22 protein-coding genes are annotated in these 26,546 nt (G+C 51.0%); 10 read left to right on the forward strand and 12 right to left on the reverse strand.

Annotation, left to right across the window (positions count from 1 at the left end; translation table 11 throughout):
* Positions 1 to 135: 135 nt before the first annotated feature.
* The 3 genes from ACT53G_RS12290 to pip all read right to left on the reverse strand — a co-directional run bounded on the left by ACT53G_RS12290 (position 136) and on the right by pip (position 4,015).
* Positions 136 to 1,641: a tetratricopeptide repeat protein gene (locus ACT53G_RS12290; RefSeq protein ID WP_476169631.1), complete on the reverse strand. Its 1,506-nt coding sequence runs from the start codon at positions 1,639 to 1,641 to the stop codon at positions 136 to 138.
* Between the two features lie 127 nt (positions 1,642 to 1,768).
* Positions 1,769 to 3,043, reverse strand: a complete 1,275-nt coding sequence (locus tag ACT53G_RS12295; protein ID WP_476169551.1) for a YhjD/YihY/BrkB family envelope integrity protein — start codon at positions 3,041 to 3,043, stop codon at positions 1,769 to 1,771.
* Positions 3,044 to 3,058: 15 nt separating this feature from the next.
* Positions 3,059 to 4,015, reverse strand: coding sequence for a prolyl aminopeptidase (gene pip / locus ACT53G_RS12300; protein ID WP_476169552.1), 957 nt, complete (start codon positions 4,013 to 4,015; stop codon positions 3,059 to 3,061).
* 302 nt (positions 4,016 to 4,317) lie between these two features.
* Between pip and ACT53G_RS12305 the strand changes: the two genes are divergently transcribed.
* From ACT53G_RS12305 to ACT53G_RS12325, 5 genes are all read left to right on the forward strand, one after another.
* Positions 4,318 to 6,183: an outer membrane protein assembly factor BamB family protein gene (locus ACT53G_RS12305; RefSeq protein ID WP_194749158.1), complete on the forward strand. Its 1,866-nt coding sequence runs from the start codon at positions 4,318 to 4,320 to the stop codon at positions 6,181 to 6,183.
* A 245-nt stretch (positions 6,184 to 6,428) separates the two neighbouring features.
* Entirely contained in the window at positions 6,429 to 7,304 is an 876-nt protein-coding gene (locus ACT53G_RS12310; RefSeq protein ID WP_194749159.1) for a quinoprotein dehydrogenase-associated putative ABC transporter substrate-binding protein, read from the forward strand.
* 222 nt (positions 7,305 to 7,526) lie between these two features.
* A complete protein-coding gene (locus ACT53G_RS12315) occupies positions 7,527 to 8,009 on the forward strand; it encodes a c-type cytochrome (RefSeq protein WP_194749160.1) in 483 nt (160 codons plus the stop codon).
* Between the two features lie 140 nt (positions 8,010 to 8,149).
* Positions 8,150 to 8,659: a c-type cytochrome gene (locus ACT53G_RS12320; protein ID WP_228518896.1), complete on the forward strand. Its 510-nt coding sequence runs from the start codon at positions 8,150 to 8,152 to the stop codon at positions 8,657 to 8,659.
* A 74-nt stretch (positions 8,660 to 8,733) separates the two neighbouring features.
* Positions 8,734 to 10,059, forward strand: a complete 1,326-nt coding sequence (locus tag ACT53G_RS12325) for an NAD(P)/FAD-dependent oxidoreductase (protein ID WP_194749161.1) — start codon at positions 8,734 to 8,736, stop codon at positions 10,057 to 10,059.
* Positions 10,060 to 10,125: 66 nt separating this feature from the next.
* On the opposite strand, the gene lplT is transcribed toward ACT53G_RS12325, so the two are convergent.
* The 8 genes from lplT to moaA form a co-directional block, all read right to left on the reverse strand.
* Positions 10,126 to 11,292, reverse strand: coding sequence for a lysophospholipid transporter LplT (lplT, locus tag ACT53G_RS12330; RefSeq protein WP_476169553.1), 1,167 nt, complete (start codon positions 11,290 to 11,292; stop codon positions 10,126 to 10,128).
* 21 nt (positions 11,293 to 11,313) lie between these two features.
* A complete protein-coding gene (locus ACT53G_RS12335) occupies positions 11,314 to 12,708 on the reverse strand; it encodes a PhoH family protein (protein ID WP_194749163.1) in 1,395 nt (464 codons plus the stop codon).
* Positions 12,709 to 12,720: 12 nt separating this feature from the next.
* Positions 12,721 to 13,182: a peroxiredoxin gene (locus ACT53G_RS12340; protein WP_194749399.1), complete on the reverse strand. Its 462-nt coding sequence runs from the start codon at positions 13,180 to 13,182 to the stop codon at positions 12,721 to 12,723.
* A gap of 109 nt (positions 13,183 to 13,291) precedes the next feature.
* Entirely contained in the window at positions 13,292 to 14,773 is a 1,482-nt protein-coding gene (locus ACT53G_RS12345; protein WP_194749164.1) for a sensor histidine kinase, read from the reverse strand.
* A gap of 6 nt (positions 14,774 to 14,779) precedes the next feature.
* A complete protein-coding gene (locus ACT53G_RS12350; protein WP_476169554.1) occupies positions 14,780 to 15,562 on the reverse strand; it encodes a TonB family protein in 783 nt (260 codons plus the stop codon).
* 89 nt (positions 15,563 to 15,651) lie between these two features.
* On the reverse strand, positions 15,652 to 16,920 hold the full coding sequence (gene moeA / locus ACT53G_RS12355) for a molybdopterin molybdotransferase MoeA (RefSeq protein WP_476169555.1): 1,269 nt from the start codon (positions 16,918 to 16,920) through the stop codon (positions 15,652 to 15,654).
* Positions 16,917 to 17,495 (reverse strand): molybdenum cofactor guanylyltransferase MobA, encoded by a 579-nt coding sequence (mobA, locus tag ACT53G_RS12360; protein WP_476169556.1) that lies wholly within the window; start codon positions 17,493 to 17,495, stop codon positions 16,917 to 16,919. The genes moeA and mobA overlap by 4 nt, the downstream gene beginning before the upstream one ends.
* Entirely contained in the window at positions 17,495 to 18,505 is a 1,011-nt protein-coding gene (gene moaA / locus ACT53G_RS12365) for a GTP 3',8-cyclase MoaA (RefSeq protein ID WP_476169557.1), read from the reverse strand. The genes mobA and moaA overlap by 1 nt, the downstream gene beginning before the upstream one ends.
* 131 nt (positions 18,506 to 18,636) lie before the next feature.
* Between moaA and ACT53G_RS12370 the strand changes: the two genes are divergently transcribed.
* The 5 genes from ACT53G_RS12370 to ACT53G_RS12390 are packed head-to-tail and all read left to right on the forward strand — an operon-like array spanning position 18,637 to position 24,739.
* Positions 18,637 to 19,116, forward strand: a complete 480-nt coding sequence (locus ACT53G_RS12370) for a formate dehydrogenase subunit gamma (protein ID WP_476169558.1) — start codon at positions 18,637 to 18,639, stop codon at positions 19,114 to 19,116.
* The gene (locus ACT53G_RS12375; protein ID WP_476169559.1) at positions 19,109 to 20,674 is read left to right on the forward strand and encodes a formate dehydrogenase beta subunit; all 1,566 of its coding nucleotides are present in this window, start codon (positions 19,109 to 19,111) and stop codon (positions 20,672 to 20,674) included. The genes ACT53G_RS12370 and ACT53G_RS12375 overlap by 8 nt, the downstream gene beginning before the upstream one ends.
* Positions 20,675 to 20,692: 18 nt before the next feature.
* The gene (fdhF, locus tag ACT53G_RS12380; RefSeq protein ID WP_476169560.1) at positions 20,693 to 23,584 is read left to right on the forward strand and encodes a formate dehydrogenase subunit alpha; all 2,892 of its coding nucleotides are present in this window, start codon (positions 20,693 to 20,695) and stop codon (positions 23,582 to 23,584) included.
* Complete coding sequence (gene fdhD, locus ACT53G_RS12385) at positions 23,584 to 24,486, forward strand: formate dehydrogenase accessory sulfurtransferase FdhD (protein ID WP_379073423.1); 903 nt, start codon at positions 23,584 to 23,586, stop codon at positions 24,484 to 24,486. Before fdhF ends, fdhD begins: the two co-directional genes overlap by 1 nt.
* A gap of 55 nt (positions 24,487 to 24,541) precedes the next feature.
* Positions 24,542 to 24,739, forward strand: coding sequence for a formate dehydrogenase subunit delta (locus ACT53G_RS12390; protein WP_275356542.1), 198 nt, complete (start codon positions 24,542 to 24,544; stop codon positions 24,737 to 24,739).
* Between the two features lie 42 nt (positions 24,740 to 24,781).
* On the opposite strand, the gene ACT53G_RS12395 is transcribed toward ACT53G_RS12390, so the two are convergent.
* Positions 24,782 to 26,467 carry an ArnT family glycosyltransferase gene (locus tag ACT53G_RS12395; RefSeq protein ID WP_476169561.1) on the reverse strand — a complete coding sequence of 562 codons (1,686 nt, stop codon included), beginning with the start codon at positions 26,465 to 26,467 and terminating at the stop codon, positions 24,782 to 24,784.
* Positions 26,468 to 26,546 lie beyond the last annotated feature (79 nt).

A 26,546-nucleotide genomic window follows, 5' to 3' on the forward strand; every position in this document is an offset into this window, starting at 1 on the left:
AGCTTACCGTCTGATGCAATGCCTATCATACCTTGCGGCCACCTATCTATAATCAGCAAAATTGATAAATTCTGTATCGGTTTGATAAATTCATCAAACTAAAGGATTTTTTCTGGCTTGTGAACCTGTAGGAGATTAATAGTCATTACGTGTGAAGCCGGTTGGCGTCGCGGGTTTTAAATCAAAGGCAATGCAAATGCGCTCTGCGTCTGCCTGAAACGGGATCGTTCTATGAAAGAGCGAAGAGGGAAACAGCACAATATCTCCAATCGCCGGCTTGATATAACGTGTCGGAAACCGGTCATGCAATTGCGGGTATTGGTCGCCATGCGTGCCATATTCAAAGGCGCCTTCCTTTTCATCCTCAGTCTCCGGCATGGCCAGGTAAACCGCGCCGCTGATCCAGCCGATTTCATGAATATGCGCATCCAGATGCCCGCCTGTTTGCATCTTGACATACCATGAGCTGGTGAACTCCAGTGCTGAGGGAAAATGCGTAATTAAGGCACAGTCCGCATGTTTATAGTGTTCGTGGTATAAGCGAAACTCTCGCTTGACGATTTCGCCCAGTGCCCGGAACGAAGCTTCCGCCCGTTTGAATAAGTTGCCAGCAGACTGTTTGCCGTGAGTGAGCCGCGCTTGTTTGCGTTCAGCAATATCTGCTTGCGCGATATCGTTCAATAACTGTGTGAGCAAGGGGCTGCCAGGGGCCAGCTCAGGCAGGCTGCGGTGATAGACAAACGAAAAGCCATCCGGGCAAAACTGGTAAGGGTCGGGCTCGCCATGATTGATGCTGTAGTGCGTAGAGAGGGTGGCGATAAACGGTGCCGTGTGCGGGCCTTGCGCAAGCATTGCATCGCGACGTTGTTTAAAAACCTCAAATTGTTCGGCGCGATATAAACAATACAAGACTCTGGCTTGCCAATCTTCCAGTTGCGATGTCTCAAAGTAAGGGATCGCTTCTTCGAAGCGCTTGGCCAAATATAGAAACTCGCCCATGTTGTAATTGGCTGCAGCATGTTGGGGATTGCGCTGCAAGGCTTGCTGATAGCAGTTGACCGCCCGTGTCATATCGCCCTGATCGCGCCAGGTTTCCCCTAGATTGTTATAGGCATCGGTGTAATTTGGGAACAAATCGATGGCACGCTCATAGCTTTGTACGGCGGCTTGCAAGTCGCCTTGATCGCGTAGCACGGTGCCCAGATTAAAATGACCGCGTGCATCTTGCGGCTGGATGCGCAAGCCGCGCTGATAACTGGCGACCGCTTCGTCCAGCCGGCCTTGCTTTTGCAATATCGTGCCCAGATTGCCGTGGGCTTCAAAAAATTGCGGATTCAAGGCAATGGCTTGGGCATAAGCTTGCTCCGCGGCAACCAGGTCATTCAGATGTGTTTTAACAATCGCATAGTTGAACCAAAGCTCAGGGACTTTCGGGTTTAGGTTTAAAGCATGTTGGTAAGCCTCAGCCGCTTGCGGGTAGGCTTGCTGTTGATCGAATGCTAGCGCCAGTAAATGATGCAAGATAAATTCGCGAGGATGTTGCGCCACTAAATGGCGAGCACGTTGAATCACTGCCTCGAATTGGCCGCGATTCAGTTGCTGTATTAATGCATTGATCTCTTGTGCGAGTGGAATAGCCATCATGAAAAATTCCCAATATAGTTACAATTTTGTAACAGATATTACAATTCCGCAATGATTGCGTGTGTTGATCTCCCGCAAATGGTGATCGGCTAAAAGGGGATTGGGTGCCAAAAAGGCAGGTGGGTTAGTGGGGGCGGGTGTGGTCTGAGCGCTGTTTGAGCAGTCTAACGGCAATTTCAGGGGCTTGTTCCAGCAAGCTGTGCATGTAGTCGCTTTCTATGCGGATGACGGATGCGCTCTCGGAGACTACCACCACACTGGCGGTTGCCGCTTGTTGAGAAAACAAGGCCATGTCACCAAAGAAATCGCCAGACTGCAAAATGCGCACGGTGCTGTCCTGCCCATTAGCGTGCTGTGTCATATGCAAGGTGCCCTCGACCACCATGTAATAGTAGGTACTCAATGCGCCTTGCCGAATGATGTGGTCGCCTTTGCTATAGGACTGTCCAAAGATCTGTGTCAGCGCTTGCAGGTAATGCTGCTGATTGGGCACATCATCAAACAGACCTTTCAGTAGCAATACTTCTTTTTGTTTCAGCGTGACCATCAATTCTATGCCCGCCAAAAAGACGGCAAAGTTGAGATATAACCAGCTGATCGAGACAAACATGGCTTTCATGCTGCCAAACACGGCGCCAAAATTTTTATTCACCGTTAAAAATAACCCGAAGGCAGGGCGCATCAGCATCCACACCGTCGCCGTCAGCAAGGCTGAGATGAGCAAATGACGCCACTGGATGGGGAGAGGGCAAAAGCTATGATAAAAGCCGGCGATCAGCAAGGTGGTCAACAAGAGTGAAGCCAGCCAGCCGACCACGCTGATCATCGCTGTTGGCAGGTGCTGCGCCAAAAAGACAATCACTGATTCCAGCACAAAGCCAGCCGCGGTAAACAGGAAGAACACCAGCAACACGCCCAGTACCGCCATGATGTCCCGCAGCTTCTTATGCCAGAATGAGGGGACATCCTGGCGGCTGGCAATCAGATAAAAGCTGGAGCGCATATGTGCAGCCAGAGGGGTGATGGTCCATAGCAGAATAAAGAAGCCGACAGCACCCCAGGCGGCTTCGGTTTGAGTGTTGTGATACACCTCTACCATGATGCGCTGGCTAAATTCCGGGAGCAGATTGCTGGTCAGGATGGCCAGCTTCACGATCGCATAATCCGATGAGTACACCAAGTGGCTGAGTAAAAAGAAAATCAGCACAATCAGCGGGATCAGCGCAAACAGGGCATAAAACGACAACGCTGCCGCCAGCGCCATCAGGCGGTGGCGAATCACACCATGCCAGGTGGTCTGCACCACAAATAGTGGCGTGCAATAGGTATAAGCCGACAGCTGCTGTTTCAAGCCTTGCCATTGCTGCTGCAAGGTTGACCATAATACGGATGGCATCATATTGCGTTTAGTGGCTCAGTCTGCGTCTGATAAATGCTTATATTGTTCTGTGGCGTTCAGCAGGGCAAGGCAGGTACCTGCCTCCATCGCGGAGTGACCAGCATCCGGAACCATCACAAACTTGGCGTGAGGCAGAACTTGGCTCAGTGCCCAAGCCGTTTGCGGTGGGCACACCATGTCATAACGGCCCTGAACAATCGTCGTTGGAATGTGTGTCAGTTGTTTGCCCGCATCGGAGAGCATCTGCTCACCATCCACAAAGCAGAGATGCCGGATGTAGTGAATTTGTACCCGTGCGCGGGCGAGCTCCACCTGGCCATCCGGCGCGCTGCTGTCTGCCTTGGGCAGCAGGCTCATGATGCTGGATTCAAACGCATTCCAATGAATTGCCGCCGGAATACTGACGATGGGGTCAGGATCGAACACCTTGGTTGCATAGTACTCCAGTACCTGGCTGCGCTGCGCTTCTGGGACTGGGGCTAGCAATGTCTGCCATGCTTCAGGAAAAAACAATGCAACCTGTCCCAGAAACCAGTTAATTTCATGTGGCCTGCTTAGAAAGATGCCACGCAAGGTCAGGCTGATCACCTGATTCGGATGTTGATTGGCATAAGCCAGCGCCAGGGTGCTGCCCCATGATCCGCCGAAGACATGCCAGCGTGAAATATTTAGCCTGGTCCTAATCTGTTCAATATCGGCAACCAGATGTTGGGTTGTGTTGTCTTGAATTTCTCCCGCCGGCATGCTGCGGCCGCAGCCGCGCTGATCAAACAGAATGATGTGGTAATACGCAGGATCAAAAAAGCGCCGTTGCGCAGGATTGCAGCCGCTACCCGGGCCACCGTGCAAAAAAATCACGGGAACCCCTTCTGGATTCCCGCACTGCTCAACATAGATAGAATGTAACGAAGTGGCAGCAAGATGCCACTGTTTGAATGGTTGGCATTCGGGAAAGAGGGCGAGGTTCTTCATAGAGGATTTTCTTTAACTATTTGATTTTATTTGTGAAAATTTATTTCCAATGAGACGGTGGAAAAATTCAAAAAATAATTTGAAAAAATTGTAACCAATTTGTAACCAAAGTGTTGCAATTGAAAACAAATTGTTCTATATTGCAATCCTCACATGTGGCAAGTGACAATTTCCAAGTTAGTTCAGGATAATTTCCCTTGTCTCTGGTGTGTAAAGTGTGTGCTTTTTATGCTCATTCCTAGTGTCAGCAAATCAGGTGCACACCTAATATTAAACCCTTAGTACTAACTTTGGAGATCAATATGCAAGTTAACAAAATCAAACTGGCCCTGGGTCTGGTAGCTGCTTTGCCAATGGTTGCATTCGCTGCTGCTGACCAAGAAGCTGCGATGAAAGATGCCAACAACTGGGCACACCCACGCGCTAACCATTTCAACCAAGGCTACAGCAACCTGGCTCAAATCAACAAAGGTAACGTTAAAAACCTGAAAGCAGCCTGGACATTCGCAACCGGTGTAAACCGTGGTCACGAAGGTTCTCCAGTGGTTGTGGGTAACATGATGTATGTACATACAGCATTCCCAAACAACGTATACGCTCTGGATTTGAACGACAACCAAAAAATCGTTTGGTCCTATTTCCCAAAACAAGACCCAAGCGTACAAGCAGTTCTGTGCTGTGACAACGTTTCTCGTGGTCTGGGCTACGGCGACGGCAAAATCTTCTTGCAACAAAACGACGGCATGCTGGTTGCTTTGGATGCAAAAACTGGTGCTAAAGTTTGGGACGTTAAAAACACTGATCCAAAAGTCGGTGCAACTAACACCAACGCACCACACGTGATCAAAGACAAAGTACTGACTGGTTGCTCAGGTGCTGAGTTCGGCGTACGTTGCTTTATTGTTGCTTATAACATTAAAGATGGTTCTCTGGCATGGAAAGCCTACTCTACAGGCCCAGATAGCGAAACATTGCACGACGCTAACACTAACAAAGAAAACCCACAGTACAACGCGCTGTCTGTTTATGAAGACGTGAACGGTGGTAACAAACAAGGCGGTTCTTTCAAAAAGATCCCTAACGACCAACTGAAAATCGGCGAAAAAGAACTGGGTACACGTACTTGGTTGAAACCACAAGCTGTGAAAGACGGCTGGCAACATGGTGGTGGTTCCGTATGGGGCTGGTGGCCATATGATGCCAAGACAAACTTGGTATACTACGGTTCAGGTAACCCATCCGTTTGGAACCCAGACGTACGTCCAGGTGACAACAAATGGTCCATGACAATCACTGCACGTGATCTGGACACTGGTGTTGCTAAATGGGCAATGCAAATGACACCACACGATGAGTGGGACTACGACGGTATTAACGAAGTGATCCTGTTCGACAAAGGTGGCAAAACATACGCATGGCACCATGACCGTAACGGCTTTATCTACACATGGCAAGCTAACAACGGTACATTGGTTGCTGCTGAAAAAGTGCACCCATTTGTTAACTGGGCTAACAGCGTTGACCTGAAAACAGGTGTACCAGACAAACTGGCATCTGCTTCTACACACCAAGACTACAACGCTAAAGGTGTATGTCCAGCGGCTCTGGGTACTAAAGACCAACAGCCAGCGGCTTACTCACCAAAAACTGGTTTGATGTACACACCATTGAACCACGTATGTATGACATACGAGCCAGTTGAGTCCAAATACGTTGCTGGTCAACCATGGGTTGGTGCGACACTGACCATGTTTGCTGGTCCAGACGGCGTGATGGGTGGTTTCGGTGCTTACGACCCAATGACCAACAAAAAAGTTTGGTACAACAAAGAGAAGTTCTCTGCTTGGGGTGGTGCTCTGACTACAGCTTCTAACATTGTGTTCTACGGTACATTGGATCGTTGGTTCAAGGCTGTTGATGCACAAAATGGTAAAGAACTGTGGAAATTCCAAGTGGGTTCCGGTGTAATTGGTAACGCATTCACCTACGGCCATGCTGGTAAACAATACGTTGGTGTATTGTCTGGTATCGGTGGTTGGGCTGGTGTTGCGATGAACTTGGGTATGACTAACGACACAGACGCACTGGGTGCTGCTGGTGGTTACAAAGAGTTGACCAAGTACAACGCTGCTCCTGGCGGCGGTGCATTGAACGTATTCTCACTGTAATTTGAGCTTGCCTTAAATTATCTAATAGAAGTACGTTGACTCCTTAACACCCTGCTTAGGCAGGGTGTTTTTTTTCATGAATTTCATGATTAAAAACCATGAATAGGAATTTAAGTAGGGCTTCCCTACAAATCAATACGTATTCGCGATAAGATGATTGAGTTTGTCGTGAATTCATCGAACTTTTGCATATGATTAAGTTCAAAAAACGACAGGAAACAATCACAAAAAGGAACGAAATCAAAATGAAAATATGGAATATGCTGGGTGCGGTGGGATTGGTGTTGGCAACGCAATCATGGGTGTCTGCTGAGGAGATCGAAATCCCTTCAATCAACCCGGATGAAGGCCGGATCGGTGAAGTACGTCGTGTGGCTGATGAATCAGAGTTCAAGGTTTGTTCTGATCCCGATAATATGCCTTACTCTAACTTGAAGCTGGAAGGATTTGAAGACAAGATTGCAAAAGTGCTGGCCGATGACCTTGGCAAGAAGCTGAGCTTCCAATATGCCTATAATCGTCAAGGGTTTCTGCGTAATACCATCAATGCAATGCGATGTGATGTGATCATCGGTATGACCTCAGACTTCGATGGGTTGAGAACGTCCAAACCCTACTATCGTTCAGGACATGTATTTGTCTGGCGCAAAGACAGCAATTACGACATTACCAACTGGGATTCGCCAGATTTGAAAAAAGGCATTATCGGGATTGTTGACAAGAGCCCAGCGACTATCCCGCTCAACGATTACAACTTGATGACGAATGCACGTCCTTATCGTTTGCAGCGGGATCTGAATTTGCCAACCAGCTTCATTATTGATGATCTGGTCAAAGGCGATATTGATGTCGCTGTGATGTGGGGTCCTATCGCTGGTTACTATGTTAAAAATTCCAAAGTCCCGCTGGAAATGCGCCTGATTCCTGAGTACAACAAAGTCAACCTCAAAGGTAAGGAGTATTGGAATATTTCAGTAGCTGTCCGTATGAAGGATAAAGATCGCATCAAAATGATTAATGAAGCTTTAGAGCGCAACAAAGACAAGATTGATGCGATTCTTAAGGATTATGGTATCCCCACCGTGCCAGTTGTTGAAGGCGACAGTGTGTATAAAAAATAACAGTACTGTTGAAAAAGTTTTATAAACAGACAGTTGCTAATGACAAGGAAAAAAAAACACAGTAAAATCGTTGGCTTGTTTTGAGATGGCTGTGTGATAAATTCTGTCATTATTAATGAATTATTCGTCAACCGTTTCTGGAACGATTCGTTAAATGAGCATGCGGTAATTGTTTGGTTTACCACTTGTCGCCGCTCATTTTGTTTAGGATTAGGAGAAAACATGTTAGGCAACACACTTAAATCAGCATTGTTGATTTCCTTGATGGCATTTGCCACAGGCGCAATGGCTGATATCACTTTTTCAGCAACTCAAGACGGTTCCACCTTGAACATTGACAAAGCTTTGTTCGATACAGATGCTGCCAAAGAATTTTTGGCTACTGGTAAAAACCCATACATCGGTAACGAAGACGCTATCAAAAAAGGTAAAAAGATTTTCAACATGTACTCATGTGTTGCCTGTCACGGTGGTAAAGGTGAAGGCGCTGTTGGCCCAGGCTTGATCGGTGCTAACTTCCGTTACGCTAAAAACGCAACGAACAAAGGCATGTTCGAAACCATCTGGCACGGTACCAACGGTGGTATGGGTGCTAAAGGTTTTGGCCTGATGGCGCCAGATGATGGTTTGAAACCAGATGAAGTATTGAAAGTGATTGCCTTTGTGCGTAGTAATAGCAACGTAGGCATGACAGGTAACGAATAACTCGTTACGAATAAAAACGGTCACTTAGGTGACCGTTTTTTGTTTTTATGGCACAATTAAAGCGTGCTGTGTGAAGCTAAAATAATAATAGACATGGCAGGATTTTAAGGAATAACACTATATAAAACCTGGGGGTAACGATGAGAAGTTTATTATTGACGACATTGCTGGCAGCAATGTTGGCGGCATGTAACAACGGTGGGCAATCTGCTGGCGCTTCAGCAGAAGGTGGCGATATCAAGGCGATACAATTTGTCACCACCCAAGATGGTCAACCTATGGAAATTGACCATAAAATGTTTGATACACCTGCTGCGAAAGAATTTTTGGCGACGGGTAAAAACCCTTATATTGGTAACGAAGAGGCGATTAAAGAAGGCAAGAAAAAGTTTAACCTGTTCTCTTGCGTTGCTTGTCATGGTGGTCATGGTGAAGGCGCTGTCGGGCCTGGCTTGATTGGCGAGAATTTCCGTTATGCGAAGAATGCAACCAATAAAGGCATGTTTGAAACGATCTGGCATGGCACCAATGGTGGCATGGGTGCAAAAGGTTTTGGCTTGATGGCGCCAGATGATGGTTTGAAGCCTGACGATGTATTGAAAATCATCGCTTTTATTCGTAGTCATGCCAAAATTACTGGTAACGAATAGTCGTGTTATTTGAGGTGTTGTGCGCGCTTGGCAGTACGGCAGGCGCGCTTTTTTATTGAAGGATTAATGTGAGCGTGACTGACGAAAATGATTTACACCATGTCATTATTGTAGGTGGTGGTGCAGGTGGCCTTGAATTGGCGACCAAGTTGGGTGACTCCTTGGGCAAAAAGAAAAAAGCAAGGATCACGTTGATTGATGCAACGCGAACCCATGTCTGGAAGCCGCTGTTGCACGAAATTGCAGCGGGTAGTATGGATCCGGATCGCCATGAGCTGGAGTATCTGGCACAGGCACATTGGCATCACTTCAAGTTCAGGCTGGGCCGGATGGATGGTCTGAATCGTGCAACACGTGAAGTGTTTTTGTCGCCGGTACATGACGAAGATGGGAATGAAATTATTGCGCGCCGTTCATTCAAATACGATACCCTGATTATCGCGGTGGGTAGTACTACCAATGATTTTGGCATTAAAGGGGCACGTGAGTATTCACTTGCCTTGGATACCCAGGCGCAGGCGCAAAAATTCCATCGCTATCTGCACAACGCATTATTGCGTGCACAAACACAGCCTGAACCATTAAAACCCGGTCAGCTTGAAGTGGCGATTGTGGGCGCTGGGGCGACGGGTGTCGAGTTGGCGGCTGAACTGCACAATACTACGCGTGAGCTCGCCGCCTATGGTCTGGATAAAATTGATGCCGATCGTGACGTCAAGATTTCTCTGATTGAAGCAAGTGACCGTATTTTGCCAGCATTACCACCCAAGCTTTCTTATGCGGTCGATGTTGAATTGCGTAAACTGCGGGTGAATGTGTTTACTGGAGAGCGTGTGACTGAGGTGTCTCCCAAAGGCATCACGACGCACAGCGGCCGTACGATTCCTGCGGAGTTGGTGGTGTGGGCGGCTGGCATCAAAGCCCCGGATTTCCTCAAGGATATCGATGGGCTGGAAACCAATCGTATTAATCAGTTGGTTGTGAATCAGCATTTGCAGACCACTCGTGATACGAATATTTTTGCGTTTGGTGATTGTGCAGCCTGTCCATGGCTGGGGCATGACGCGACGGTACCTCCACGTGCGCAAGCGGCACACCAGCAGGCTTCGCTGCTGATCAAGACGGTGAAGGCGCGTGTGGCTGGTAAAGAATCGCTGCCAGAGTTCCACTATACCGATTACGGCTCACTGGTCAATTTGGGCAAATACTCTACCGTGGGCAGCTTGATGGGTGCCGTGGCGGGGGGCAGCATGTACATTCAGGGCTTATTCGCACGCGTGATGTACCGTTCCTTGTACAAGATGCACTTGATGGCATTGCACGGTGTGCTGGCGGTGATTGTTCATACCATCGGTCGTATTATCTCAAGACGTACGGAGCCACATGTCAAATTGCATTGATTGCTAGACAGCAAAAAGGGCGCTCAGGCGCCCTTTTTTGTTGATTGTATCAAAGCTGCGTTGCGCTTATCGCCGGATATGTTTGCGATAAACCAGTGTGATCAATGACATGCTGAAGATAATAAATACCCCGAAGATGGCCACAATGGTATTAATCTCTAGCTTGGCGCCTACCATCCAGGTGTAAGCGCCCAACAGCAGCAAGATGCCTATATTCTCGTTAAAATTCTGTACGGCAATCGAGTGCCCGGCGCCGAGTAAATGATGGCCCCTGTGTTGTAATAAGGAGTTGAGCGGCACCAGAAAATAGCCTGAAAGCACACCAATCACAAATAGCAGGATCCCTGCCAGAATGGGGCTGTGGATCACCATCATGCTCATCACCAGAATCCCCATGTAAATGCCTGCCGGTAACACTTTCACGGCATTCTCCAGCTCGACATACTTGGAAGCGATGATTGAGCCGATGGCGATGCCAACGGCAAGGATGGCGATCAAATAAGTCGCTTGTTGCTGAGAGAAGCCCAATCTGACATCTGCCCACTGTAATACCACGAATTGCAAGGTGGCCCCGGCGCCCCAGAACAAAGTGGTGACGGCCAGCGAGACCTGGCCTTGCGGATCTTTCCACAGCGTCATAAAGGCATGCCAAAAATCTTTGAGCAAAAACCAGAGCGTTTTTTGCGCTACTTTGTGGTCAATCGGTACTTTGGGAATGTAGTAGTTGAACGCTGCGGCCAGCAAATATAGGCACATGATGCAGGCTATGCCCATGTATGGATTGTTGGCAGATAACGTAGAACCCAAGACCGGCCCCAGAATAATGGCGGTGACTGTAGTGCCTTCCATCCATGCGTTGGCCTTGATTAACAAATGCGATGGCAGCATTTCAGTCAAAATGCCATATTTCGCCGGCGAGTAAGCGGCAGCACCTATCCCCACCACAGCGTACGCATACAGGGGCGGCACGCCCGCCAGTGCCATCAGGCAACCGATAAACTTCAATCCATTGCTTAAAAACATGACCCGGCCTTTGGGCAGCGCATCGGCAAAGGGGCCGACAAAAGGCGCGAGCACGATATAGGAAATCACGAAAAATTCGCGTAGAAGTGGTTCGTGCCAGCTGGGTGCGTTGAGCTTTGCAAGCAGGGCAATCGCAGCAAATAGCAGTGCATTATCTGCGATTGCCGACAAAAACTGGGCAATCAGTAAGGTATAGAAGCCTTTGACCATAAGAAGCGAGCAGACGACTGTCTACAAGACCTCTGCCGCAAAGTCTGCCAGACGTGAGCGCTCACCACGTACCAGGGTGATATGCCCGTTATGCGCCCAGTTCTTGAAGCGGTCAACCACATAGGTCAATCCCGAGCTACCCTCCGTCAGGTAGGGGGTATCAATCTGGGCAATATTGCCCAGACAGACCACTTTGGTGCCCGGTCCTGCCCGCGTAATCAGCGTTTTCATTTGTTTGGGGGTGAGATTTTGTGCTTCGTCTATGATCAGAAACTTGTTGAGAAAGGTACGGCCACGCATAAAGTTCAGCGATTTGATTTTAATCCGGGTGCGGATCAGGTCTTGGGTGGCTGCACGGCCCCACTCACCCACATCTTCATCGGTTTTGTTGAGCACATCGAGGTTGTCCTCAAGGGCACCCATCCATGGCGCCATTTTTTCCTCTTCCGTGCCAGGTAAAAAGCCGATATCTTCGCCAACCGGTACCGTCACACGGGTCATGATAATTTCAGAATAACGTTTTTTATCCAGGGTTTGCGTCAGGGCTGCGGCGAGGGTGAGCAAGGTTTTACCCGTCCCGGCCTGCCCCAGCAGCGTGACAAAATCAATGTTGGGATCCATCAGCAGGTTGAGCGCAAAGTTCTGCTCACGATTGCGCGCAGTGATGCCCCACACATTGTGTTTGGGGTTCATGTGGTCCTGCACCACTTCAAGAATGGCGGTATTGTCTTCAATCTTGCGCACAATAGCATGAAACGGTTTGTTGAATTCATAAAACACGAATTCATTTACTAGCAGTGACTTGACGATAGGCCCGCTGACTTTGTAGTACATGCGGCCAGATTCTTGCCATGAATGCATGTCCTTGCTGTGCAAGTCCCAAAAGTTTTCAGGCAGTTCGCGCAGGCCGGTATACAGCATGTCGCTGTCTTCCAGTACCTTGTCATTAAAGTAATCTTCAGCCGCCACGCCCATGGCACGGGCTTTGATACGGATGTTGATATCCTTGCTGACCAGGATGACATTGCGTTTGGTGTGTTGTTTTTTGAGCGCCAGCACCACGCTGATGATCTGGTTGTCGGCCTTGCTGCCAGCAAGGCCTGGTAAATCCGTCGGCACATGTTCGGTCTGGAAAAATAGCTTGCCCGTTAAATGACGGTTGCCTTGAATGGCAAGCGGACAGCCTTCCTCAAGATTGCTTGTTTCATTGCCCCCCATGATTTCTTCAAGAAAACGGCTGGCCTGGCGTGCGTTACGTGCAACTTCGGTCAAGCCTTTTTTATTGTTGTCCAGCTCTTCCAGGGTGACCATGGGAAGGTAGACGTCGTGCTCTTCAAACCTGAATAGCGACGAAGGGTCGTGCATCAAAACGTTGGTATCGAGGACAAAAAGCTTGGTTTGTGGAGCACGGGCCATAGAAAATCACTTTTATGAGTGGGAAGACTGTATGCTGGCTAATACCTCAGCGGCATGACCATCGACTTTGACACCGCGCCATTCGCGCACAATGATGCCTTGTGGGTTGATCAGAAACGTACTGCGCTCAATGCCGCGAACCTGTTTGCCATACATGTTTTTCATTTTGATCACATTAAACGCCTGGCAAGCGATCTCATCGCTGTCCGAGATCAATTCAAAGGGAAAGCTGTATTTGGCCTTGAAGTTTTCGTGCGATTTGAGCGTATCACGCGAAATGCCAAAAATGATGGCATTGGCTTCGAGAAATGCGGCATGCATGTCACGGAACTGCATCCCTTGCGTGGTACAGCCTGGGGTGGAATCCTTGGGGTAGAAATATAGGACGAGGAACTTGCCCAAATAGTCTTTGCTATTGAATTGCAGGCTGGAGGTCGCTGGTAAGCTGAGTTCTGGAACAGGTGAATTTAACATAGTTGACATCGCTATCACTTAATCACATTGTTGATAAAAATACAAAATTAAGCAAGCACAAATCGCATATTCACCGCCTGCGATCAAGCATCTCACGAGAGGTGGATGATTATTGCGGTAATAAGATAGTAATGCGGGTACCTGTGCCTGCGCCACTTTCAAAAGACATGCTCCCGCCGAGCTCTTCGCAAACTTTAAATGCAAAAGGAATGCCGAGACCCGTGCCGAACCGTTTGGTGGTAGGGCCTGGTGTCAGTGCGTGCGGATCAGGCTTGAACGGCATGCCTGGCCCCTGGTCGATAATCACCAGGGTTAGCAAGTGATCATGTAGCGCACATTGCAGCTGAATCTCGGCGCCTTTGGGAGAAGCCTCTGTCGCGTTTAGAAGCAGGTTGTATAGCATTTGTTCCAGTAAATGCTCGTCGGTCAAAATCAATTGTTGCACCGTGTCACTGTTTTCTTGCAGCCTGATCTGCTTTTCATTCAGTTTGGGATGCAAGGTAGTGACCGCACCTTGAACGATATTGGATAGCCGCAGCTGATTGAGCATAGGCTTGATCGGATGCAGATAAGACAACAGGCTGCCGGTCCAGCGCTCAAGCCGGTCTACGGTATGGATAATGCCTTGAATCGACTCCATGGTGTCCTTGTCCAGCTGCGGGTCATCGATGACCTGCGCAGTAGCGCGGATACTCGCCAGGGGATTGCGGATGTTATGCGCCAGCATAGGCACCAACAGGCCAAGTGCCGCCTGTTTCTCGCTCTTGACCAGGGCATCGCGGCTGGCGGCCAGGTCTTCGGCCATTTTATTGATTTCGCGTGACAGCATCGCCAGCTCCTCGGCGCCAGCTTCTGGCACCTGATGGGTGAGGCTGCCGCCACTGATGGCATTGGTGGCTTGCATAATGTCATTTATCGGGCGCACGATAGACTCTTTGAGAATGCGTCTGGAATAGACAATCAGCACGCAAGCCAGTAACAGCGGCAAAGACAAAACGGCAATGGAGTTACTTCTGGCTTCATCCAACCTGTGCTTGATCTCACCTTGCTTGATCATGAGCAGGCGTTCTGCGCGCTTGGACACCTCTTCATAATGCTTGAAGATGCCGGTTTCAATATCCTGATAAATCGACTTCTGGGCATTACGGTCGGGATTGTTCTGGTAACGATAGAACAGCGCAGGCGCTTCATTCACCAGGTTGCGGTATTTGTGCTCAATCTCCATCAAGGCATCACGTTCTTCCTGGTCCAGCGCGATCGACTGCAGGCGCTCCATATGGATCAGAATCGACGTGGTGTATTGGTTGTATTCATTGAGCGCATTCGTCTCCTGCAAAAAAAATGCATCAAACAACTCTTTCATTTGCCGGTAAAGGTCGCCACGTACCAGGTAGATTTCCTGGATCACAACATTGATGCGTTGGGATTGTTTGGAGGCTTTGTCCCACAAATAGATGCCGTAAGCGCCACTGGCGACGGCGAGGACGATCAGTGCAATAAAATAGATGTCATGAAACAGCAATAATAAGCGCAGCGGCTTGTCATGTTGCCAATGGGGAGAGGAGCTTGTCTGCTTGCGCTTGAACAGCATGTGCACCTAACTGGACAGTTTGAAGCTGACCGTGACAATAATGTTATTGATTCTGCCACGTAGTATTTCATGAAAATGGGGTTTCAGCTGCGATTTTTGCGCTGCCGCCAAGGCTGCGTCATCAATGGCTTTGTTGCCGCTGGACTCGACGACTTCGATATTGGTGATATTGCCATGATCGTCAATGCTGATGCTTAATTTGACATCGCCCTCTATGCCTCTGTCTTGCGCAATCCGCGGGTAGCGCTGGTTTTTCTTCAGCTCCCTATGCGCCGCAGTTCTAAACGCATTACGCGCGGCGTCAATATCCCCTTCGCTGGGCCCAGTGGCTTTGACTGGTTCTGGTGGCGCAGGGGGCGCGGGGGGCGGCACCACGACTTCAGACTTGGTTTCACTGACGCTGGGCTTGGCGGCAATCACGGCTGGGGCTGGTGATTCCACTACGGGGCGGGGCGTTTCTACCGCTTGCTCTGGCATAGGCGACGGTTTTTGCGGCGTCACAGGTTTTTGCTCTACGGGCTTGGGTTCTAGCTTTGGAGGCTGTGGCTGCGGTTTGGGAGGGGTGGGTTTAACCACTTCAGGTTCTGCTGGTGCAGGTGGCGCGGGCGTGACAGCGGGTGGTTCTGGTTTGACCAGCTCAATCCGTATTTCTTGCTTGTTTGGGGGCGGCAGGTCGTAATCAGGTTTGGGTAGGGTAAACATGATCAAGGCATGTATCAGGAGTGAGGCAATCAGGCACCACTCTAATAAATGACTGAATTGTTTTGTTTCTTTTAAAACGGCTTGCACGCCAATATCCCTTTTGATGACCCCCAACGCAAGCCGACACTATAAGCTATTTTTGAATCTTCTTGCCAGCTTGCAGATACAAGGATGCCTTAGAAAATGCCGGTGAAAGGTTGCACTTCAACCCAACTGCCTGCGGGTAGCGGCCCTGAGGCTTCATCGAGCAAGATAAAGCAATTGGCCTGACTCATGCTACTTAAAATACCGGAGCCCTGCTCGCCTGTGGTTTTTACCTTCCAGTCTGCACCGTCCTTAAACAGGATGCCGCGCTGAAACTCGGTACGACCTGCAGCCTTTTTAATCGGGCTCACGCACGCGACCTTGAAGGAAGGTTGTGCGCACTCATGGCTTCCCATCAAGGTTTTTAACGCCGTTTGCACAAACTGGTAAAACGTAACCATCGTGGCGACCGGATTGCCGGGCAAGCCAAAATAATGCGCTTGTCCCAGCTTGCCATAAGCCAGCGGTCGCCCTGGCTTCATGTTGATTTTCCAGAACAGCACCTGACCATGGGTGGCGAGCAGTTGTTTCATGAAGTCCGCTTCCCCCACGGACACACCGCCACTGGTGATAACCACATCAAAGCGGGCGGCGGCTTGCAATAGAGTGTGCTCCAAGGCTTGGGGATTGTCGGCAACATTGCCCAGGTCCTCGACCTCTGTGCCCAGGGCTTGCAACATGCCCCACAGGCTATAGCGGTTACTGTCGTAAATTTGTCCGGCTTGTAAGGGCTGGCCTACGCTCACCAGTTCATCGCCCGTCGTAAAAAAGGCCACTTTAAGACGCCGGTAAACCTCAATCTCTGCGACACCCAGCGAGGCGAGCAAGCCCATGTCTGCCGGTTGCAACGTGTGGCCAGTAGCAAGGACGGTTTGTCCGATAGCGATGTCTTCACCCATTAGACGAATATTGGCGCCTTTGCCAGGCAGTTTTTGGATGCTGACATGCTCGCCGGTCACTGTTGCATGCTCTTGCATCACGACGGTGTCAGCGTCTGCCGGAATCACTGCCCCGGTCATGATTTTGATACAGCCACCCTCAGGAATCGTGCCGTTAAAAGGCTTGCCGGCAAAAGCCGTGCCGACGATACGCAATGGCTGCGAGGCTTCAGCGAGCCTAAAAGCAAAGCCATCCATGGCTGAATTGTTGTGACCTGGCACATTGAGTGTAGAGGCGATAGGGCTGGCGAGCACCCGTCCCAAGGCTTGTTTAATCGAAAGGCGTTCGGTCTGTTGCACAGGCGTCAGGAATTGTTGAATGTATTGTCGCGCTTGCGATACCGACATGGCATTTGGGTCATAATCCTCTGCGCCCGCCGGGTCGTGGGCCAATTGACGTAATAAATCTGGTGTCTGGTTCATAGCGATGATGATGGCCGTTCATTAATGTTAGTAAACGCTTGCTCATCTTCAAAGCTCACGAATACATGTGGATGTTGCGCTTGCCATGCGCTCACTTTGCGCTGGCCTTGCTCGAGAAAATGATCCAAATCCTCGCGCAGGGCGCGTGGCATCAGGCAGAAAACGGGGTGTGTTCCACTCTGGCTGCGTGCAATGGCCAGCCCATTGGCGTGCTTGTGCAGGTGTTGTGTTTGTTCCAGGGCAGTCTTGAGGCGGCTGACCAGATCCAGCGGCAGCAGCGGCGAATCGCAAGGGACACTCACAATCCACTCGGTGCTGGCATGATGCATCCCTGCTTGCATGCCAGCCAAAGGCCCGTCAAATTGGTCATTGGCATCGGCGACCACAGGGATGCCAAAACGCTGGTACTCGTCCAGATGGCGGTTGGCATTGATGATGACATGATTCACTTGCGGCTGGATGCGCTCCAGCACATGCGCGACCAGAGGTTTGCCCTGGTAATCCACCAGGCCTTTGTCCACGCCCCCCATGCGCAAGCCACGCCCCCCGGCAAGAATCACTGCGGTAATTTGCATTAACCACCTGTGTGCGACATAAAGCGGATCACAGCGGGTCCTGCACGCTGTAAATCAAAGTCATGGCCTTTGGGTTTGATGTGCATGCCGTGCAAAATCGCTTCTATCAGGGGCTGGTCATCGTTGGGATGCGTACGCAACAGCGGCAATAAATTCACCTGATGGTCCTGGCCCAGACATAAAAATAATTCTCCCTGGCAGGTAATGCGTACCCGGTTGCAATTTTCACAAAAATTGTGGCTATGCGGTGAAATAAAGCCGATTCTGGTCGCTTGGCCATTGACCTGCCAGTAGCGCGCGGGGCCACCTGTTTGATGGGTACTTGGCGTCAATGGGAACTTACTTTTAAGTAATGCCAGGGTGTCTTTATTGCTGACGCAGCTCTGTTCACGGTCGTGCGCCACTTCGCCCAAGGGCATCTCTTCAATAAAGCTGATATCTATGCGTTTTTGAATGGCGAAGTGCACCAGGGCTTCGGCTTCATCGTCATTGATGCCGCGCATCAATACCGAATTGAGCTTTATGTTTTCAAAACCGGCGGCGATGGCTGCTTCAAGACCGCCCAGCACTTTGGATAACTCACCTACCCGGGTGATCGCCTTGAAGCGGTCAGCCTGCAAGCTGTCGATAGAAATATTGATGCGTTTGACGCCTGCCGCCTTCAATGCCTGCGCGTATTTATCCAGTTGGCTGCCATTGGTGGTAATGACACACTCCTCCAGACCGGGCAAATGTCCAATTTCCTCAAACAGCCACAGTGCATTTTTGCGCACCAGCGGTTCGCCGCCGGTGATGCGAACTTTACGCACGCCCATACGGACAAACAATTTAACCAAGCGTGCACACTCTTCAAGTGACATGACCTCGTGACGGGGTAGAAACGTCATGTCCTCTGCCATGCAGTATTGGCAGCGGAAATCGCAGCGGTCAGTAATCGACAGGCGTATGTAGTCCACCTGTCGGCCAAACTGGTCGATCAATTGGGTGGGCAGAGTGGCTGGCGTATGCATTGCAATCATTAAAATTTAAAGTAATCAGCATTTTATGCCCTTTTTTTGCTTTAACAAGGCATAAATAGAGGATATGATGCCAGGGTGATAGAATGTAACTGAATTGTAACTCGTTAAGATGTGAGGTCGGTTTGGATAACACATTAAGCCATGAACAGCATGCGCAAATTCAAGCGCATATTCAAGCACACCAGCATGTACCGGGCGGCTTAATGCCTCTGCTACATGCGATTCAGGAGGATATTGGCTATGTGCCGGAAACCGTCTATCCTGACATTGCCAAAGCCCTGGCGCTCTCGGTGGCCGAGGTGCACGGCGTGGTGAGTTTCTATCATCATTTCCGTACGCATCCGGTCGGCAAGCATGTGTTGCAAGTCTGCCGCGCGGAATCCTGCCAGGCCATGGGTTCCGAGAAGCTTGAAGCCGAATTAAAAGCCAGGCTAGGCGTGGATTATCATCAAACCACCGCTGACGGCACACTGACCTTGCTCCCGGTCTATTGTCTGGGTAATTGCGGCTGTTCCCCGGCCGTTATGCTCGATGAAGAGGTCTATGGCCGCATGAATACGCAAAAAGTGACTGAACTGATTGCCGAGGTATGTCATGGTTAAGATCTATGTCCCAATCGACTCGACAGCACTGTCTTTGGGTGCTGAGCGTACCGCGAAAAAAATCATCCAGGAAGCCCAGGCGCGTGGCCTCAACATTACGCTGGTGCGTAATGGCTCTCGTGGCCTGTTCTGGCTGGAACCTCTGGTAGAAGTAGAGAGTGCGCAAGGGCGCGTCGCTTTTGGCCCGGTGTCGCCCGCAGATGTCGCAGGCTTGTTTGATGCCGGGTTTACTCAGCCCTTGGCAGACCAGGCGAAAGCCCATCCCTTATATCTCGGCTTGACTGAAGAGCTGGCCTGGCTCAAAAAACAGCAACGACTGACCTTTGCCCGGGTGGGGATCACTGATCCATTGTCTCTTGAGGACTACCTCGCGCATGATGGCTATCAAGGACTCAAAAATGCGCTGACCATGTCCGGCGCTGACATAGTCAAAGCGGTGACTGACTCAGGCTTGCGTGGCCGGGGTGGTGCCGCTTTTCCGACCGGCATCAAGTGGAATACCGTGCTCAATGCGCCCGCTGAACAAAAATACGTCGTCTGTAATGCGGATGAGGGCGATTCTGGCACCTATTCTGACCGCATGATCATGGAAGACGATCCGTTTGTGCTGATTGAAGGCATGACCATCGCCGGCATTGCGGTCGGCGCAACGCAGGGCTATATCTACTTGCGCAGTGAATATCCGCATGCCTTGAAAACACTGAATGAGGCGATCCGCAAGGCCAATCTTGCCGGGTATCTGGGCGAGAATATTCAGGGCTCAGGCCGAACGTTTCACCTGGAGGTGCGCCGTGCGGCAGGCGCTTATGTATGTGGCGAAGAGACTTCTTTGCTGGAAAGCCTGGAAGGCAAGCGAGGGCTGGTGCGCTTCAAGCCGCCACTGCCTGCCATTGAAGGCTTGTTTGGCAAGCCGACCATTGTCAATAACGTGATTTCGCTGGCTACCGTACCGATTATTCTGGATAAGGGTGCGCAATACTATGCGGATTACGGCATGGGGCGTTCGCGCGGCACCCTGCCTATCCAGCTGGCGGGCAATTTAAAACACACCGGCCTGGTCGAGCTGGCATTTGGTGCGACCTTGCGCGAATTGCTCTACGACTATGGTGGTGGTTCAGCGACCGGGCGGCCGATTCGCGCCGTGCAAGTCGGCGGTCCGCTGGGGGCCTATTTGCCAGAGAGTCAGTTTGATACGCCACTGGATTATGAAGAGTTTGGCAAAATCTGGGCGGTACTCGGTCACGGCGGCATCGTTGCTTTTGATGACAGTGTCGATATGGCGAAAATGGCACGCTACGCCTTTGAGTTTTGCGCCGAGGAAAGCTGCGGCAAATGTACGCCATGCCGGATCGGCTCTACCCGTGGCGTAGAGGTGATGGACAAGATTATGCTGGGCAACAATCGCGCCAAGCAAGTGCATTTGTTGCGTGATTTGTCTGACACGATGCTTAACGGTTCCCTGTGCGCCTTGGGCGGGATGACGCCTTACCCGGTCTTGAGTGCATTGAACCATTTCCCTGAAGACTTTGGATTAAGTGGTAAAGAGGCTGCAGCCTAGGCAGCAAAGGACATTATTATGGACGATATCAAGTATTCCTCTTCGCAGCCGCAATCCCTCAAGTATGACCCAGACAAGGATTACGGTACGCCAAAATCAGACAGCGCAGTGATGGTGACCCTCAATATCGATGGGGTGGATGTTACTGTGCCCGAGGGCAGTTCTATCATGCATGCGGCGCAGTTGGGCGGCGTCACCGTGCCCAAGCTCTGTGCTACCGATTCGTTGGAGCCGTTTGGTTCCTGCCGTCTGTGTCTGGTCGAGATCGAAGGCCGTCGCGGCTATCCGGCCTCTTGCACGACGCCAGTCGCCCCCGGGCTTAAGGTGAAGACGCAAACCCCTAAATTGGCGGATGTGCGCCGGGGCGTCATGGAATTATATATTTCTGACCATCCGCTGGATTGTCTGACCTGTGGCGCCAATGGGGATTGCGAGTTGCAGGACATGGCAGGTGCGGTCGGTTTGCGTGAAGTCCGCTATGGCTACGAAGGCGAAAATCATCTGGGCCAGGCCAAAGATGAGTCCAATCCCTACTTCACCTTTGATCCTTCCAAATGTATTGTCTGTTCACGTTGCGTGCGGGCCTGTGAAGAAACGCAGGGCACCTTTGCCTTGACCATTCAAGGTCGCGGCTTTGACAGCAAGGTTTCTGCAGGCAACAAAGACTTTCTGGAGTCAGAATGTGTCTCCTGTGGTGCGTGTGTGCAAGCCTGTCCGACCGCCACATTGATGGAAAAAACCGTGATTGAGGCAGGCACGCCTGAGCACAAAGTGACAACAACTTGTGCCTATTGTGGCGTTGGTTGCAGTTTTGATGCAGAAATGAAAGGTGAGCAGGTTGTCCGCATGACGCCGAGCAAAGCAGGCGGCGCCAACCATGGTCACAGCTGCGTCAAAGGCCGCTTTGCCTGGGGCTATGCGACGCATGCGGATCGCATTACCACGCCCATGATACGCAAGAGTATTCATGATCCCTGGCAAAAAGTGAGCTGGGATGAGGCAATTAATTATGCCGCCAGTGAAATTCAGCGTATCCAGCAAACCTATGGCAAAGAAGCTGTAGGCGGAATTACTTCCAGTCGTTGCACCAATGAAGAAGTCTATGTCACACAAAAACTGATCCGTGCCGTGTTTGGCGTGAATAACGTCGATACCTGTGCCCGTGTGTGCCACAGCCCGACTGGCTATGGCCTCAAGCAAACCCTGGGTGAGTCCGCGGGCACACAGACCTTCGATTCCGTGATGAAATCAGATGTGATTTTCGTCATGGGGGCTAACCCTACCGATGGTCACCCGGTGTTTGGCTCAATGATGAAACGCCGTCTGCGTGAAGGGGCCAAGTTGATTATCGTCGATCCACGTGAAATCGACCTGGTTGCTAATTCTCCCCATATTCGTGCCGACTACCATCTCAAGCTGCGGCCTGGGACCAATGTGGCCATGATTTCAGCCATTTCACATGTGATTGTGGCTGAAGGGTTGGTGCAAGAGGACTTTGTTAAAGCGCGCTGCGAATGGGATTCTTATGTGGCCTGGCGTGATTTTGCCGCCAAGCCTGAAAACTCTCCAGAAGCACTGGAAAAAGAATTGGGCGTGCCTGCCAAAGAGGTGAGAGAAGCTGCGCGCTTGTATGCCACCGGCGGCAATGCGGCAATTTACTACGGGTTAGGGGTCACCGAGCACAGTCAAGGTTCGACCGCGGTGATGGGCATAGCCAACCTGGCGATGGCAACCGGCAATGTCGGGCGTGAAGGCGTGGGTGTGAATCCCTTGCGTGGTCAAAACAATGTACAAGGCTCTTGTGACATGGGCTCCATGCCGCATGAGTTTCCTGGCTACCGTCATGTGTCTGATGATGAAACTCGGGCGCAGTTCGAGCAGGCATGGGGCGTTAAACTGAGCGCTGACCCCGGGCTGCGTATTCCCAATATGCTGGATCTGGCCGCTGAAGGCAGTTTTAAAGCGGTGTATTGTGTGGGTGAGGATATTGCCCAGTCAGACCCTGACACCCAGCACGTGACCCATGCGCTGGAGAATATGGAGTGTGTGATTGTGCAGGACTTGTTCCTGAACGAAACTGCCAAATTCGCTCATGTATTCTTCCCTGGGGCGTCCTTCCTTGAGAAAAACGGGACGTTTACCAATGCCGAACGCCGCATTTCCCCGGTGCGTAAAGTCATGACCCCCAAGAATGGGATGGAAGATTGGGAGATTACTGCCAGATTCTCGACCGCCTTGGGTTACCCCATGCATTACGCCCATGCCAGCGAGATCATGGATGAAATCGCCGCCTTGACCCCTACATTTGCTGGAGTCAGCTTCAAGAAACTGGACGAGTTGGGCAGTATCCAGTGGCCCTGCAACGACGAGGCGCCAGAGGGGACGCCGACCATGCATGTGGATGCGTTTGTGCGTGGCAAGGGCAAGTTCTTTGTTACTCAATATGTGCCCACCACCGAGCGCGTCAACCAGAAATACCCATTGATCCTGACCACTGGCCGTATCCTGTCGCAATACAATGTGGGTGCACAAACTCGACGCACACAAAACGTGGTTTGGCATCATGAGGATGTGATCGAGATTCATCCGCACGATGCTGAGGATCGCGGGATTGTTGAAGGCGATTGGGTGGGGATTACCAGCCGCGCCGGGCAGACCGTGTTGCGCGCCAAGATTACCGAGCGGGTACAACCTGGCGTGGTCTATACCACCTTCCACCATCCTGAGTCCGGTGCCAATGTGATTACTACCGACAATTCGGATTGGGCGACCAATTGCCCAGAGTACAAGGTCACGGCAGTACAGGTGTCCAAGGTGAACCAGTTGTCTGATTGGCAGAAACAGTATCGTTCATTCAGCGATACCCAGATTGAGTTGTCCGGCATGGATCCGCAGACGGTTGTTTCCTGATGAGCGAGGCCATTAAGGAGGCTGAGGCGCAATGTCGCCTGTCAGCCTATCAGGAAATGCCGATGCAGCCTGCTGAGCAGGCAGTCACGACGCTGGCGGTGACGCGCTGGCGTCAGGGCGAAGTGACTGTGGTCGCCGACGCCTTGGCGCAAGAAGTCCCGATTGCGTTTGTGTACAACGGGATATCGCATGTGGTGATGATGGCCACGCCGGCAGACCTCGAAGATTTTGCCTATGGCTTTTCGTTTACCGAAGGCATTATTACTGCGCGCAAGCAGATTTATGGTGTAGAGGCTAAAGCGATTGAGGATGATGATGGTCAATTACAAGGCATTGAGCTGCACATAGAGTTAGCCACAGAACAATTTGTTTTGCTTAAGGCGCAGCGCCGTAATCTGACTGGCCGCACGGGTTGTGGCTTATGCGGTGCAGAAAGTTTGCAACAAGTATTCAAGCATCCTGGCATGACGGCATCCGCCCCCACGACACTGGATGCGTCCGTGATAGCCACCGCGCTGGCTGGCTTGCAATCACAGCAGCCACTGCAACAAATGACAGGCGCAACGCATGCCACAGCACTTGCCGACAAACAGGGCAATATTGTGTGCGTGCGGGAAGATGTCGGCAGGCATAATGCGCTGGATAAACTGATCGGTTGCTTGTTGCGCCAGCAAGTCGAGTGGTCTGCATGCTGGCTGGATCACTGGGTGCTGACGACCAGTCGCGCCAGTTATGAAATGGTACAGAAAGTGGCGATGGCCGGTGGTCAGGTGTTGGTGGCCATGTCTGCGCCCACCGCCCTCGCCGTCAATCTGGCCAAGGAATATGGTTTTTTACTGGTTGGCTTTGCCAGAGCAGGCCAATGTGTTGTGTATAGTGGTGAGCTTGGCCAAACAAGCTAAGCTGGATAGTCACTGGAAAGCGTGTAGAGAGATGAATGTCGAAAAGTTAATTAAAATGGCTAATCAGATTGGCGATTTTTTTGAGGCAAATCCTGATGCCGAGGAAGCGCAGCGTGAAATTGCCAGCCACCTGAAAAAATTCTGGAATTCGGTCATGATCAACAGCCTGGTTAGCCATGTGCAGCAGCATCAGGGGCAAGGCTTGCATCCGCAAGTGATTGCGGCCGTGCAGCAATATGTAAAATTGTCTTGAAGTGAAAACGGCGACCTGAAGGTCTGGTCGCCGTTTTCTGTATTACTTGTGGTGTCGCTGTAATAATCTGAAAGACTCGCGATTCTGGCGGGTCTGCTCCCCCTCCCAAATGACGCGCCATTCATCCCCGGGCAACACGTGGCGTTTTCCAGGCTGGTCTTCAATCAGGTACAAATCACAGTCTGCCGGTTTTGCAGTCGCCTGGGTTTGCAGGCGTATCTTGGCATGATAGTGCAATAACTCCTCTTGCGAGCTGCCTATATTTTGCGCATAAATACATTGGTAATGCGTGGGCAAATGCTTGCGCAAGTCTTCAAACAGGGGCTGATAGGTGCGCGCCGCTTCTATCATCGGGAGCCAGAGACTCATGAATACGGTCCAGGCACAGGTCATGCCGATGGCCCAGTTCGTGGCGCTGGATCGGTTGGAGTGTTTGGAACGCAAGACAATGGACAACCAGATCAGGGTCACGGCTACCGCAATCGCACCGTAGAGCAGGCTGAATGGAATCATTTGCAGGCCGGACAGGTAGCTCAGACGCTGATACAGTTTGACGGGGGTGCCATTGAGCATGGCCCACCAACCCAGCCAGGCAATGGCAATTAACAGGCCAAACAAGATCAATCCAAACCAGTTTAAGGCACCCGCTGCGCCACGTTTGAGCGTTTCTATGCTGCCAGCTGCCAGCACGGTCAGCGGGACCAGCAAGGGCAAGGCATTCACTTCACTGCGGTCGCTATAAAAGCCGATCAGTACAAAGGCCACGGTAAAAAAGATCAGTCCCAATTGAAAGCGGTAGGTGCTCAGCACGCTCTGGCGAAAGCGCCAAACGCCCCACATGGCAAAAGGGAGTGCTGGCCAGGCATACCAGGCCAAGGTGCGGACAAAGTAAGCATGCTTTGTCGGGAGTTGCACTTGCCATTGCGATTGCCACCAGGTCTGCCAAAGTTCGGGAGCCCATTGCTGGCATAGCGAGCACCACAGCCAGATGCCAGGTACTGCAAGCAGCACGCCTGCCAGTAAGGCCTGGGATTGTGCACGATGTTGACGAATGGCAGTCAATAGCAGCAGGCAAACCGTCGTCCCGATAATGGTGAGTGCAGGCAATACGCCACCCGCCAGAAATGAGATCAGCAAGCCTGCTCCTAGCAAACCTGCAGCACGTAATGGCTTGCGGATGACGAGTGCCAGGGCGTAAAACGCCATGGTGATGCCACTCAAAGCCGCCACGGCCGGCATCATGGTGTGTGCGCTCACCACCAACCCCAGGCAACCTATGAAAATGAAATTGGTTTGTCTGCCAACACCAAAGTTCCACAGCTCCCGCCCACTCAAGCCCATCATGATCAGTGTCAGCAACATCCAGACACCAACACTCAGTCGGGCTGCATCATGTATAGGTAAAAATGGGGAGAGCAGATGCGCAAAACCAGTTGCGACCCAGTAAAACAAGGGCGGGGTTTCCAGGGCAGGGTGGCCTGCCGATACTGGCGCAATCCAGTAGCCTTCGGTCCAGCTTTGCATGGACAGGAACGGATGTTCAAACAGGCTTTGGACGATACTGGCCGTCTGCGACTCGAACGGCTTCCAGGGTGAATGCCCTATCAGGCCCACGCACAACCAGATGGCACAGAGCAGGATCAGCAAATGTGTTTTTGCCCGCTCACCGACCTTGGCGCGCGGGGTAGCCATGTTTTCTTGCCAGTCGTGGTCAATGTAAAACTGCATGGTGGAATACAGATCGCGAAGTAAACGCCCTTAACAAGAACAGATCATTCAGCTCAAGCTTAATGCCTATAGATTAAAA

The organism is Methylophilus sp. DMC18, assembly GCF_056314005.1.